Below are 13,342 nucleotides of genomic sequence, written 5' to 3'. Positions count from 1 at the left end.
ATTATGAGTGATTTTCCCGCTTTAACGGCGTTAATTCTGGCCGGTGGCGAAAGTTCCCGCATGGGACGAGATAAAGCTTTGTTATCTTTTCAAGGTCTCTCTTTTCTGGAGAATATCTGTTTAATTGCCCAAGATTGTGCAGTACAAGTGTCTGTGATCACGCCTTGGCCGGAACGTTATGAACTTATCATTCCCCAATACTCCCAAATAATCAAGGAACCGCTTCCCACTGGGGGGCCTTTATTGGCCTTCGCCTTGGGATTAACTTTTGTATCAACCGATTGGGTTTTATTGCTCCCCTGCGATTTACCTTTACTAACGTCCCCAATTATTCAAGAATGGTCAAGATTATTAGCCACTGTACCAGAAAATGCCATCGGTTTGGTTCCCCGCTACGGCAATCGTTGGGAACCTCTCTGTGCTTTTTATCATCATCGTTGTTTAGCATCTTTGCAGACTTATATTAAGCAGGGGGGAACTTCTTTTCAAAAGTGGTTAAATGCCGATGTGGTGGAGGAATTAATCATCGATAATTCTGATATCTTATTTAACTGTAATACCCCAGAAGATTTAGAGATAATAATAAACTCCCCAGATATTAACCGTAAGAAACCCCAGCACAAAAGGGAGTAAAAGTAAAGAGATCTGCGAAGAAATATTGGATAAATGGCGATAACCATAGTAGAGTATTCCGGTTAGATAACCTCCAGTTACACCGATAATTGCGCCGATAATATCGCCATTTATGGATAAATAGGAAGTGAGCCAAATGACGAGGGAAAAGGGCAAAATTATCAAGCCACCTAAAAATATATCGCCAGTGAGACTACCATATTTATTACTTATTTTTCTGCCTAACCAACTAGATAAAGTCAGAATAATAAAAGGAAATACTGCCCAGCCTAATAATAGTAAAAACTCAGATTTAACTGTCCAGTTTTGCCAAGTCAAAGTGATAAAAACACTGCTGATGATTGCCGCCAATACCCCCGTAGCTAAAGCCTGATTACGGTTGAACTTTAAAAAGGCCTCTGCTAGACCCGTCTTGGGTTTGAGCAAAGATAAAAAAGAGATTTTCAGCAAATTAAAAATAATAAAAAGAGTTTTTGACCACTTAATTGATTGCTGTTGTCGATAACTTTTATGAACATATTTTAACTTATTAATAATGGCATGATAGCGGCGAAAATTTCCCTGCTGCTTAAATTTCTTGGCTGCTATTTGAAAATCTTTTCGTGCTGCTGGCAGTTCCGAGAGTTCCTCTAGAGCCAATCCTCTTTGATAATAGAATTGGGGATTATTTTGATCAATGGCGATTGCTTTGCCATAAGCTTCTAGGGAAGATTGGGTGTAACCGAGTCGTTGACGGGATAAACCGAGGTAATAGTAAGCTTGGGAACAATCGGGTTTTAACTGCAAAACTTGCCGACAATCGCTTAAAACTTGCCGATCCTGCTGATTATGGTAGTAAACTTCCGCCCGTTGCAGATAGGCCTGCCAAAATTGCGGATTAATTGCGATCGCTTGCTGGTAAAATGCGATCGCTAATTGATAATTTCTCTCTTGAGCGTAGTGCCATCCCTGTTGATAAAAATCCTCGGCACTGGGGTTAAAAGTGGGTATTTCTGGGGATAAACGGCGATCATACTCTTTTCTTTGACCTTTATCGCTCAAAACCCGATAAGCTTGTTCAATTTCCCGAAATTTTGTCACTGCCTCCGGATCATTGGGATTATAATCGGGGTGATATTGCCGGGCCAGACGACGAAAAGCGGCTTTTATCTGATTATTACTGGCATGACGGGGAATTTGCAGGATTTCATAGTAATTTTTCATACTTGAATGCGGGGGGAATTTTCAACTACTTAAAATTGTTGCCAATGGCTCGCCGAAACGACTATCATTGTCAATTAAATAGCTTTTATTGAGAGTTGATCGCTTATGTCTGCCTACACTGCTTCCTCCCTGAAAGCGGAACTCAACGCGCGGGGGTGGCGCTTAACTCCCCAGCGAGAGAAAATTCTGCACGTTTTCCAGAATTTACCGAAAGGCAATCATCTCAGCGCCGAAGAATTGCAGGAATTGCTGGACAAAAGGGGGGAAGGAATTAGTTTATCGACAATTTACCGCAGTGTTAAACTGATGTCGCGGATGGGAATTTTGCGGGAGTTGGAATTGGCCGAGGGTCATAAACACTACGAACTCAATCAACCCTATCCCCACCACCATCATCATTTGGTCTGTATTCAGTGTAATAAAACCATCGAATTTAACAATGATTCCATTCTCAAACACAGTCTCAAACAGTGTGAGAAAGAGGGTTTTCAGTTAATCGATTGTCAGTTAACGGTGATGGCCATCTGTCCGGAAGCTTTGCGGATGGGTTGGCCGTCGGGAATACCGAGTAATTGGGGTTGCACCCGTTCGCTGGTGGATACTCGTTTCCAAAACTGCGAGACTCCCGAATTAAAGGAACCGGAACCAGAAAACTAGACATCTAAGCGGACATTCCCAACTGAAAACCGAGAGCCTTTTTCTGCATTAATTGGAAAATATTATAAAATCCGTTGGCGCGGGAAGGGGTAAGGCTGACTTTTAAACCGGTTTCTTCGATAAAATCCGGGGTGACTTGCAGGATTTCCGAGGGAGTCAGTCCATTTAACCCCTCGATTAACAAAGCCACTAAACCCTTGACTAATTGCGCGTCGGAATCGCCCTTGTACCAAACCTGGCCATTTTCGAGGTCGGCAGTGATATAAACTTGGGATACACAGCCATGGACTTTATTAGCGGGTATTTTGGCAGATTCTGGTATTGGTTCTAGTTTTTTAGCAAAAGCTAGTAATTGTTCGTATTTTTGCTTAGGATCGGTACGACGTTTGAGGCGTTCGACGATGCGATCGAGATTAGACGGGAGCATATTGCGAGTTAAAATAGGAAAAAATTAGCCAATAGCTTTTTTATATTAGCATTCTCGCGGAAGTTGAGCGATATGGTTATGGATGCCAGGACTCCCTTAATCAAAACGCATTGATGCTATCTGCTAGAATTGGCATCAATCAAACACTACGCTTGCAGGAGCTATGGTTAACCTTTCCTACAATAGACCTCGATGATCAAAAAGACTAAGAGCGCTGGGGAGCAACCCCGATGAAATGTAGGGGGTGGGTTCCCCGGCAACTTTAGGGGATTAATCGCGTAATAATTCCGGTTCGGTTAATTCGTCGGTCATTTCCATCAGGGCCCTTTGGACGGGTTTAATCATCGGGTCATCGATATTTTCTACGGTATCGTAGCGGACGCGCTTGGCCCGTCTAGCGACTTGCACGACGATCGAGTAACGATTGCTGGCCACATTCATCAGTTTATCGGTGAGATAAATCATCTCGGAGGAGTCGAATTTAAACCGTTTGGACATAGTTATATTTAGCCTTCTCTGGTGAATTTGGCAGTTGTCACTGATAATAGGTTAGTGATCAGTTTTATTACTCAGTCCACCTTACCATATTTTGTCAACCTTAAGGATAGGGTGATACTTGATCTCGATCGGATTTTGTCAACTACTTTTTACAAAACTTAAATCAATTTTATACAAGTTTAAAAATATACAAATAAAGAGATAATTTTTGAAATAAATAAACCCAAAAAAGGGAGACAATTGCGGGGGCTGTAAATATACTTGAACATTTGACATCCTCACCGCCAGGGCCCGACGGTGATGACCGGCAGAGCGAACAAACTTAATTGAACGACCGACCGCTGGGTTGACGCTTCACGGGATGCCGATGCCTTAGCGGTAGTCTTACGCTTTCCGACCCGTCCGTTTTGATTGTCCGAATGCCAGACGGCCACTTTGAACAAGTCGAAAAAATCTAATGTTCAACCTCATTTTCTAGAAAGTTTTACTCGTTCAAGGCCGAATTTGAATTCTTTTGTGAACGAAACCCCCTACTATCTGTTGTCAAGGTTCAGTTTTTAGCTTGGTTATCGCTTTTTCCATTGTAGCTTAAAGCCGTCCTAAAAGGACGGGGTTTTCAACCCAAATTTTCGATAACTTCCCCCTCGATTTAGCTTCCGGTGATGCTATCCCCATGGACTTGACAGTGCTGGCGATCGATGGTTAAAAATAAACAGATGCTGGATCCCCATCCAACATCCGCATTCTAACTCTGCACACATTTTGCTAAGTCCTCATGATAAGTTAAAAAACGCTTCCTTTTTGGGGGCGTTTTTATTTATTCGATTGAAAAAACCGATGACAATCATTACTAAAGCTGATAAGAAAGTGGCAAGTGGGGTGTAGGGTGTGGGGTGTGGGGTGTGGGGTGTGGGGATAATAAATAAAAATAATCTCCTGACTCCTGACTCGTGACTTCTAACCCAATTTTGGACAAAGATAAGTAAAAATTATTTATTGACCGTAAAAACTTGAGAATATTTAAATTAACATTCCGCAATATTTATAAATCCTTAAGAATTAATTGAGAAAGATTATTATTTAACAACGATGTTGTGATGGTTACAGCGATTTGATAAAATTTCATAGTGGCCTGTTCTGTGCTTTTTTGGGCAGCAATGGTTAAAACCCTCGCCACACCTAGAAGGTGATCCTAATTAAAACGGGTAAATCAGTCAATTTCACCCACAACGATGATCTTTTTTTTATGTAGTTTTGTTGCAAAAAAAAAGTTTTTTTGACAAAAAGCACAAAGTATGATATGCAGCCAAGGTGTTTCTGGTTGGGAGTAATTATTGTAGAGGGGGGAGATGGGAGAATAAATAAAAGCAATCTCCTGACGACCGACGACCGACTACTGATAACTGACTCCTGATAACTGATAACTGATGAAAAGATTAGCTTGGTTCGATCGCTTAGTTTTAGCGACTATTTTGGCTTTAATTGCCGCAATATCGTCGATTTTGATACAAGGAAATCAAGTCCCTACGCGAGGGGAGAATTTTAGCTGGCAAGGGCGAAAAATCGGCGTTAGGGACAATTATTTTACTTTAAGTTTTAATCGACCGATTGACCGTTCCGATATAGAAACCAGCTTGGTGATCAATCCTCCTTTGCGGGGTAAAATTAGCTGGGCTGGAGATCGCTTGACCTATACTTTGACAGAATTGCCCATCTACGGCAAAAAATATCAAGTAAAGTTACCTATTGCTCAAGGTGAGGACTTTATCGGCGAATTTTACAGCCACGATCGAGCTTTTGCCTATATTGGGGTCAACCAAGAGGAAAGAGGCCGTTTAATCGTCTGTAATATCATTCAGGGGCCAAATAACGTCACAGAACTGAAAAAAACCATCCTTACCCCTGGGGATCTGGTGGTCACGGATTTTCAAATCTATCCGAGGGGGGATAGAATTTTATTCTCAGCCTTTGATCGCTCTGACTTAGGACGAGATACCCCAAAACAGCAACTTTATACAATTACTACGGGGTTAAATCATGACGAAAATAGTCAAAATTTGCCCAGTGGTCGTATAGAAAGGTTTTTAGATGCGAAAACCTATCAAAATCTGCGCTTTAATCTCTCAGATAACGGCAAAACCCTAATCGTGCAGAGAATTAATCATGGGAATCCGGGGGATGCCAGTTTATGGGTAATCAGTGATGATGGACAATCGCGACCGTTAGGAATACAAGGGGATAATTTTTTACTATCTCCCGACGGTAAAAAAGCGGTTGTCAGTCAAACGGGAGGGGTAGCGGTGATTCCTTTGGATGTTCAAGGAGGAAAACCGCAATTTTTGCCCACCTACGAGAAAATACTCGCTTTTTCCCGGGATGGTCGCCAAAAATTAATGGTGAAATCAGAACCGGATAATCAGCGATCGCTATTTTTACTCAATGATCAGGGAGAGTCAAGACTACTGCTAAGAACAGCTAATCCGATTATTAGCTGTGAATTTGAACCACGACAGGAAAAAACCCTTTACTGTCTGAAAAGTGATCTGGTTATGGGCAGCGATGGCAAGGTGAAAGAAGAACCTTTTTTAGGGATTATTGAGCTAGAAACGGGTAAAATGATCCCCCTGCTGGCTTTACCTAATTATCGTGACGTGCAGATGAGTATGTCTCCCGATGGCGTGGCCTTATTATTTGATCAGTTAGCAACCATACCCTTTGGAGTCGGAAATGATTTAGTCACTGGGGAGGGGTCGAGTATTGCCGATGGTCGTCTCTGGTTATTGCCACTCCCCGATCAGTTCAGTCCCAATAGCATCCCGAAAATTTTACCTCAAGAACTCAACGCCGGTTTTAAACCCCGTTGGCTGCCCTAATACGGCAGAATTAAGGAGTTAGGAGACAGGAGACAGGAGAGAAATCCTTACCTAATCAGGTGACTCGGAGAATACTGATACTAAATCCGGTTATTAAAGACTGATTATCTATTCCCTCTTTTGCAGGATTGCCTCTCCTGATATGTAGCTTATACTCACGGGATTTAGTATGACTCCCGAAAACGAAAACCTCATACCTCACCATTAAGATAAGTGCTATATGCTACTTCAGCGATTTGGTTTTTTATTGCGTCCTAGTGGCGATATCGAGATCGAGCGGGGGATTCGGACTTTATTAGCCATCACAGTACCGATTATTATCGGTGATATTTTAGATCGGTCAGAAGTGGGGTTAATGGTCGGTTTAGCGGCTCAAATCTTGATTTTAGCCGACGTGGGGGGACTTTACTGCCTGAGAGCGAAAACCCTAGTCGCTACGACTATCGGGATGGCTCTAGCTTTGATTATCGGCACATTAGCCAGTGCTTGGCTAGGATTGACCGTGGTGATAGTTTTTTGCGGGTTGTTTCTAGCGGGTTATTTGACAGTTTACGGGGAAAATGGGGCGTTAGCTGGGGTAGTAATCAGTTTATTGCTGCTTTTTGCTGTTTCTCTACCATCGGGAGATATTATCGTCGCTTTACAACGGGCCGGAATCGCTGTGTTGGGAGGGGGATGGACAATTTTTTTAGCGCTGTTTATCTGGCCTTTTCGTCCTAATCAGCCTTTACGTCAGGTAACGGCGGAAAATTTTCAGGGTATCGCCACCTATCTCCGTTCTTTGCCTTTACACTCTCGTTCTAATGCTCATGAGGAGCCATATTTTGACCAAATTCGCCAACTGTTGCTCCGTTCGAGGAAAACTGTCACCTTGACGCGTCGGGGACGTTGGGGAAAGAATGAGCTGCGGGAATTGTTAATCGTCTTGATTGAAGATAGCGATCGCATTAATACCAGCTTAATTGCGCTGCGAGAATTGCTTCATCTTCATCCCTTGCCACAACTGACCACGGTGGGTATTTTATTAGAAGATATTCTCGTGCAAGTGGCGGAAATTAGCGAAGATATTGCCTGGTTAATTTTGGGTAGAAATAAACGACCGGATTGTGAGCGTTTGCAGCTATTACTCAAGGCGATCGAGCAACAAAAAAACCTGCAAGCTAAAGTTTTAAAAAATGCTCAGGATGATTATAGCAGTTATGTGGCAATTTCGCAATTAAATAATCGTTTAAAAAAATTATCTAAACAGCTAAAAATAGCCAGTGAAACAGCGCAACATTTGCGGCAAAGCGAGGAGTTTTCAGATAAAAAAAATCCCTGGCAGCGGAACTTTGAAGGTATAGAAAAAGAGTACGGTCAAGAAAAAGCTTGGTGGGAACCATTAAAATCTAATTTTAATCTAGAATCGCCCCTATTTCGCCATGGTTTACGCTTGGGTTTGGGAAGTGCCGTAGGAGTCTTGATTTACAATAAGCTAGGAATTACCCATAGTTTTTGGATTGGTTTAACCTTAGTTATTGTGTTAAAACCAGATTTTAGCTTGACTTTTCAACGCTTTTTTAATCGGGTGTTTGGCACGATTTTAGGCTCGTTTTTTGTTTTGGCACTGTTGCCAGTTATAGATAATCCGATCTGGTTAGAAATTATTGGAGTGATTTCTATAGCGATCGCTTTAGCTTTGGTGCGATTTCACTATAGTTTGGCAGTATTTTTTATCACAATTTTTGCTTTAATTATCAGTCGTCTCGATGCCAGCAATGACGGGATTAATTTAGAGTATATCAGAATAGTTTATACTTTAATTGGTAGTGCTTTAGCTTTTGTCCTTTCCTTCGGTTTTTTACGGGTTAATGAAGATGAACGTTTTTCCCTCGCTGCCATTAAAGCATTAGAAGCTAATCAAATATTTTTTCACTCAGTTATGGCAGTTTATTTGGGAGAATCATCCTATCAAACTGCAATTTTATCTTCCTATCGCAATAAAGCTCGACGAGCAAATACAACTATGCAAACAGCGCTACAAAGATTAATTGATGATCCTAGCACACCTTTTCCACAAATGGAACCGGCAATAACTTTGAGTAATTATATTCCTCGTTTTGGTCGCGGGGTGACAGTTTTATTGACGGAATTGGAACAATATCGCGGTAGTCCTCCCCATCCTGATCTGAGTCTATTCACGCAACAAATAACCCAAGCTTTGACGCAATTAACCCAAGCTTTGCAAGCAAATAATCCTCCTTCTCTCTTACCTCCCCTCGAAGATACTTTAGAAAATATCCTCGATCATTTGCAAGAATTGCGAGAGGAAAGGTTAGTGGAAATTGGCCATCAGAAAGAGGGAACTAATCTCCAGAAATATTTAGGGGATTATAATATTGTCACCACGGAACTTGTGGAATTATCCAGTCGTGTTGGGGTAATGAACACAGCAATTGATCGTTTTATTAGAAGTTAAAATTTAGTTATGACAAGAGAATTTAGCAGTCAGGAGGAAAATCGATTAACTTCGATAATTTCCGTATATTCAAAATTATTAGGACTGCGTTTAACCAGAGAATAATCAACACCATGAAGATTAATTAAATCCTCTTGACAATCCGCTTTCGGAGAATTATAAACTAACACATATTCTTTACCAATATAGGGAGAAATCTCGGTTTCTACTTCTCCTCTCCATTGAGTTTTTGTCACTAAAACAATTAACTGATTGGCTAATTTGGGAATAGCGATCGCCACTTGCCGACGATAGATATGATCAAGACTACCAAAAGGGGAATCCATCACCAGAGGAAAAGTGCTGCTATCAATTCCCATCAAAGTATTTTTCTGACTCCATTCTCGCACTCGATCGATAATTCCCCCGATAAAAGATAAACTAAGAATCTGATTTTCTCCGGTGGAAGCTGCTACGGGAATCGCGAATCCTGTGGTGTTTTCTAATAGTCTTACCTCGTAATCGGGACTAATACGGGGAATATAGGGAGTAAAAGAAATTGAGCTAAAGATTTCCTGTACCCGTTTTTCTAAGGACAAACGAAACTGATTTTCTAATCTCTGTCTTACCTCACTAATGCGATTAATTGCCTCTTGAGTCGCTAAAATACGTCGTTGTCCTAAATTAGATTTTTCCTCTTTTTGTTGCTGTTTTTGTACCTGCTTTTGCAGGGATTCTAACTCTTTTTCATAGATATCTAGTTGATTTTTATTGCTACCCTGTTCCAATCGTAAATCTTTTAGGGAATCCTCGATCGCATCTAAGCGAGATTGCAGATTTTTAATATCTTCATCGGGATAATGGCGAAATTTATCCCGCACCTCATCTAATTCTGATTCTACTAAAGATAATTCTAAGCGCCACTGGTGAATATTAGCTTGATAATTATCCACTTCTTGCCAAAAATCTAAGACCCTTTTATCCATTTCTTTGACTGTGGAAGATAAGCGAATGGCCGCTTCTTCCACATCGGCCATTCCTGCTTTATTCATCCAGTCTTGTACCTCTAAATAAGCTTGGCTATTTTCCTGTAATTCCTGACCACAAATACATTTTTTCCGCTCTAATAATTGTTGAACAAATTGCTGTTTGATACCACTGGGTAATTCCCCTTGTTGTCGTAGGAGATCGATTAATTGCTGAAAATTTTGATTAATTTCTTTTAAAAAGACTTGATAAGCTTGCTGAGAAATTAATTTCTTTAACTTATCTTTAGTTCTGACTAAATCTTGTCGCAGATTTCTTTCCTGTTGTTCTAATTTTTCTTTTAACTGTTTTAATTCTTCGGCACCACTTAACTCTAGTAAGCGATTAGTAACGGCTTTTTTTAATTCTTCTTGCTGGGATAACTGGCTAATAATATCCTGCTGACGCTGTTTTAATTTCTCGAAATCCTGCTCAATTTTACTTTCCTGTTTCAATAACTTTTTTAAATCCGATTCACCTAAATCTTTAAGATCATCTTGTAAAGATTTTTTGGCTTTTTTTAAATGCTCGATCGCTCGGTCTAATACTTTAACTCCCAATAATTCTTTGGTATCCTCGGCGATTTTACCTTGGCTACTACTGCGAAATTGATGATCGATATATTCCCCATCAAAAAAGAAATAACGGTGTAAACTTTCGGGTAAAATTTGATTAATAATATCCTCTGGTGGTTGATTGGGTGTGTACCAATTGCCATCATCACCAGCGTAGAGCATATATAAACTATTTGAACCGTATTTAATTTTACTATTTACATCTTGGTAGGCGAAAAATTTTCGTTTTACCTGATAGCGTTTATTTTCATGTTCAAAGTTTACTTCTGCGGAACATTCTATGGAAGTTCCCGTGGTTACTTCCGTAATTGCCCGTTTATTAACTAATAACTCTGGTTCGGCAAAAGCTGCTGTAAATTTTTCATAAAGAACCCAGGTACAAGCATTTAAAATTGTTGTTTTTCCCGCCCCATTATTTCCATAAATTACCGTCGTATTGCGAGAACTCGCCGCTAAATGTATCTCAGGAGTCTTACCATAAAATTGTCGAAAATTACATAACTTTATTGATAGTAGTTTCATATTTAGATAGGGGAGAGGGACAAGTTTTTTCAGTGAACAGTAAACAGTGAACCGATAACTGATAACTGATAACTGATAGCTAAAAGCTAATTATTGAATTACTTCTTTAATAATCGTTAAAACATCATCATTGATATTACGAGGATTGCGCTGGTATAATTTATCTCTTTCCAATTTTAAAACGCGATCGATGATTTTTCGTACATCTTCAGGAGCGTTTAAAATCGGTTCTTGGATATTTTGGAGATTATTATCAGGATTAGTCATAGGGCAGATTTTTTAATATTTACAGATGCTGCATTTCCAACAAAATCCCTGCCGGGGTACGTTAATCTATTACTAACGCACCCTCAGCCTCTATTGTTTCCCTAGACGAAACTTAAATAGGGTAACTTTTGGGCGGTAGATTGAATCAGATCGAGATTTTGTAAAAGCTGTCCGCAGGTATCCCAACCCCCTTCTATTAACATCTGTCGGGAACCTTCATTCATAGACACGGTAGCGACAAAATCCCCCCATTCCACTGTCATGGTTGTCAAGGAAAGATCGACGGGAATTTCGGGATTAGCTGCAATTAAATCCTGCAAATGGGCGATGGTTTTAGCCTCGGCAGTGACACAGGGAACCCCATTAGCGATACAATTGCCAAAAAATATTTCGGCGAAACTTTCCCCGATAATTGCTTGAATTCCCCAACGTAAAATCGCTTGCGGTGCGTGTTCCCGAGAAGAGCCACAACCAAAATTACCATTGACTACCAAAATTTTCGCCCCTTGGTACTGGGGTAGATCGAAAGGATGACTCCCCTGTAAAGCCGCTCGATCATCAGCGAACACTTGTTCGCCTAAACCTTCAAAGGTGATACAACGCAAAAAACGAGCCGGAATAATGCGATCGGTGTCAATATCGTTGCCTCGCAAGGGTAAAGCTCGTCCGGAGATGGTTTTAACTTGACTCATGATCTTTTTCTAACTTTTACTAGCAGTGATAAAAAAGGTGGTTGCATCTTGCCATACCCCCTGATCGGTGGCATTTTTCTCGATTTCTCGGCGATAATTGTTCACTAGAGTCGCAATTTCGCCAGCCGATAGGCGGTCGAAAGGGTTATCCTGAGGATGAAAATACTGCCCATACCAGAAGTTTTTGGCAGTTTCTAGGGGCAAATATCGACCTAATTGCTCGACATTGACCGATATATTGGTAAATCCCGCATTTTCCAGCAATTGATGGCATTTTTCTGGGGTGGCGATGGGAGTGTGCAGATTAGGCAACTCAAAACCATAGGTTTCGCGACAAACACCACTGATCAAGGGTAGGAAGTGGGATTCTAAATTATTACAGGAAAAAGCGACCGAACCGCCTTTTTTTAACCATTGATACCATTTTGCCAGCACTTGCGGGATATCGGGGAAAAGTGCAATCGCCAGAGAACAGGTGATCAGATCGAAACTAGACTCGGCAAAGTCAATGGCAGCTATATCGGCGTTAATTAGGTCAATATTCTCGATATTTAATGCTTCTAGCTTTTTTTCGGCTCTGGCAATCATTTCTGGTGTCAAATCAACCCCGATGACACTTTTTACTTTTGGGGCAATTGCGACCGCAATAAATCCCGTTCCCGTTGCCACGTCTAGCACAGATTGGCTTTTTTGTAAATAGAGATAATTTACTAATTTAAGGGCGCGAGCTTGTGTAAAATCGTTATCGTAATCGTGACGAAGGGCATAAAAATCAATCACTTGACGCTGATAATCGTTGCTCATCTTCTCTATTGCCCAATTATCGACAAAGACTGACCCAATTGACTTAAATTAAGAGCATGGCCGCCGGTAACTAGATAAACCGCGTCTGCTATTGTGCCAATTCTACGACAGAGATCGCCTAAACGATCGCGAAACAGACGACCGAGGGGATAAGCGGGAACCACACCCCAACCGGTTTCTTCCGCTACCAGAATAACATCAACGGCCGCGTTTTTGAGGGAAGACAAGAATCGATCGCTAATTTCTAACCATTCGGCTGCCGACATTTCTAAACAATTGGCTACCCAAGTACCGAGGGAATCGATCAATAAACAGTGAGTAAATGGGCTATTATCAATAGTTTCGCTTAATTGTCGGGGAATTTCTTGGGTTTGCCATTGGGGGGAACGTCGCTGCCGGTGTTTTTCAATGCGATCGCACCATTCTTGATCTTTTTCATCCACCGAGGAGGTGGCGATATAAATAACGGGTTTTTGGCTGATTTTGGCTAAATATTCGGCCCATTCACTTTTCCCAGAACGGGCAGCCCCTGTAACTAGGATAATTTTTTCATGCACGATCGAGATTTTGGCAAATAACTAAAGTATATAGGGTCTGCTGAAAAAGTTTGTTGGTGGGGGCAGGGTGTGGGGTGTGGGGTGTGGGGTGTAGGGTTTTACCGATTTTGAGGTAGTCAGTTACCTAATTTTCAGGGAAAAAGTACCTGAATTTTACCCCCGATCCCTCCA

13 protein-coding genes are annotated in these 13,342 nt (G+C 41.1%); 4 read left to right on the top strand and 9 right to left on the bottom strand.

Annotated elements, in window-relative coordinates; all coding sequences use genetic code 11:
• Positions 1–3: 3 nt before the first annotated feature.
• Entirely contained in the window at positions 4–633 is a 630-nt protein-coding gene (locus IM485_RS01850; RefSeq protein WP_287740860.1) for a molybdenum cofactor guanylyltransferase, read from the top strand.
• On the opposite strand, the gene IM485_RS01845 is transcribed toward IM485_RS01850, so the two are convergent.
• The gene (locus IM485_RS01845) at positions 571–1,836 is read right to left on the bottom strand and encodes a DnaJ domain-containing protein (RefSeq protein ID WP_287740857.1); all 1,266 of its coding nucleotides are present in this window, start codon (positions 1,834–1,836) and stop codon (positions 571–573) included. The genes IM485_RS01850 and IM485_RS01845 overlap by 63 nt on opposite strands.
• Before the next feature lie 105 nt (positions 1,837–1,941).
• On the opposite strand from IM485_RS01845, the gene IM485_RS01840 reads away from it, so the two are divergent.
• Entirely contained in the window at positions 1,942–2,493 is a 552-nt protein-coding gene (locus IM485_RS01840; protein WP_104397072.1) for a ferric uptake regulation protein, read from the top strand.
• 4 nt (positions 2,494–2,497) lie between these two features.
• Here IM485_RS01840 and IM485_RS01835 read toward each other — a convergent pair whose 3' ends face one another.
• From IM485_RS01835 to IM485_RS01825, 3 genes are all read right to left on the bottom strand, one after another.
• On the bottom strand, positions 2,498–2,920 hold the full coding sequence (locus tag IM485_RS01835) for a SufE family protein (protein ID WP_002740581.1): 423 nt from the start codon (positions 2,918–2,920) through the stop codon (positions 2,498–2,500).
• 270 nt (positions 2,921–3,190) lie between these two features.
• Positions 3,191–3,418 (bottom strand): DNA-directed RNA polymerase subunit omega, encoded by a 228-nt coding sequence (locus IM485_RS01830; RefSeq protein WP_002737694.1) that lies wholly within the window; start codon positions 3,416–3,418, stop codon positions 3,191–3,193.
• An 850-nt stretch (positions 3,419–4,268) separates the two neighbouring features.
• On the bottom strand, positions 4,269–4,457 hold the full coding sequence (locus IM485_RS01825) for a hypothetical protein (protein ID WP_287740853.1): 189 nt from the start codon (positions 4,455–4,457) through the stop codon (positions 4,269–4,271).
• A gap of 388 nt (positions 4,458–4,845) precedes the next feature.
• Here IM485_RS01825 and IM485_RS01820 point away from each other — a divergent pair, with 388 nt between their 5' ends.
• Together IM485_RS01820 and IM485_RS01815 are read left to right on the top strand one after the other, a co-directional pair.
• Positions 4,846–6,291 (top strand): Ig-like domain-containing domain, encoded by a 1,446-nt coding sequence (locus IM485_RS01820; protein ID WP_104397073.1) that lies wholly within the window; start codon positions 4,846–4,848, stop codon positions 6,289–6,291.
• Positions 6,292–6,511: 220 nt separating this feature from the next.
• On the top strand, positions 6,512–8,749 hold the full coding sequence (locus tag IM485_RS01815) for an FUSC family protein (protein WP_104397074.1): 2,238 nt from the start codon (positions 6,512–6,514) through the stop codon (positions 8,747–8,749).
• A 29-nt stretch (positions 8,750–8,778) separates the two neighbouring features.
• On the opposite strand, the gene IM485_RS01810 is transcribed toward IM485_RS01815, so the two are convergent.
• From IM485_RS01810 to cobU, 5 genes are all read right to left on the bottom strand, one after another.
• Positions 8,779–10,851, bottom strand: a complete 2,073-nt coding sequence (locus tag IM485_RS01810; RefSeq protein WP_104397075.1) for an AAA family ATPase — start codon at positions 10,849–10,851, stop codon at positions 8,779–8,781.
• A 90-nt stretch (positions 10,852–10,941) separates the two neighbouring features.
• A complete protein-coding gene (locus IM485_RS01805) occupies positions 10,942–11,118 on the bottom strand; it encodes a hypothetical protein (RefSeq protein WP_002737666.1) in 177 nt (58 codons plus the stop codon).
• Between the two features lie 101 nt (positions 11,119–11,219).
• Positions 11,220–11,810, bottom strand: coding sequence for a 3-isopropylmalate dehydratase small subunit (gene leuD, locus IM485_RS01800; protein WP_002796901.1), 591 nt, complete (start codon positions 11,808–11,810; stop codon positions 11,220–11,222).
• Between the two features lie 9 nt (positions 11,811–11,819).
• Positions 11,820–12,614, bottom strand: a complete 795-nt coding sequence (locus IM485_RS01795) for a class I SAM-dependent methyltransferase (RefSeq protein WP_104397077.1) — start codon at positions 12,612–12,614, stop codon at positions 11,820–11,822.
• A gap of 5 nt (positions 12,615–12,619) precedes the next feature.
• Complete coding sequence (gene cobU, locus IM485_RS01790) at positions 12,620–13,171, bottom strand: bifunctional adenosylcobinamide kinase/adenosylcobinamide-phosphate guanylyltransferase (RefSeq protein ID WP_104397078.1); 552 nt, start codon at positions 13,169–13,171, stop codon at positions 12,620–12,622.
• Positions 13,172–13,342: the final 171 nt, after the last annotated feature.

The sequence above is a fragment of the Microcystis sp. M169S2 genome (genome assembly GCF_020245865.1).
In the GTDB taxonomy this organism is placed as follows: Bacteria; Cyanobacteriota; Cyanobacteriia; order Cyanobacteriales; family Microcystaceae; genus Microcystis; species Microcystis ichthyoblabe_A.
The sequence above is the reverse complement of the archived record's forward strand: the minus strand, read 5'-3'. Positions and strand labels throughout refer to the sequence as shown.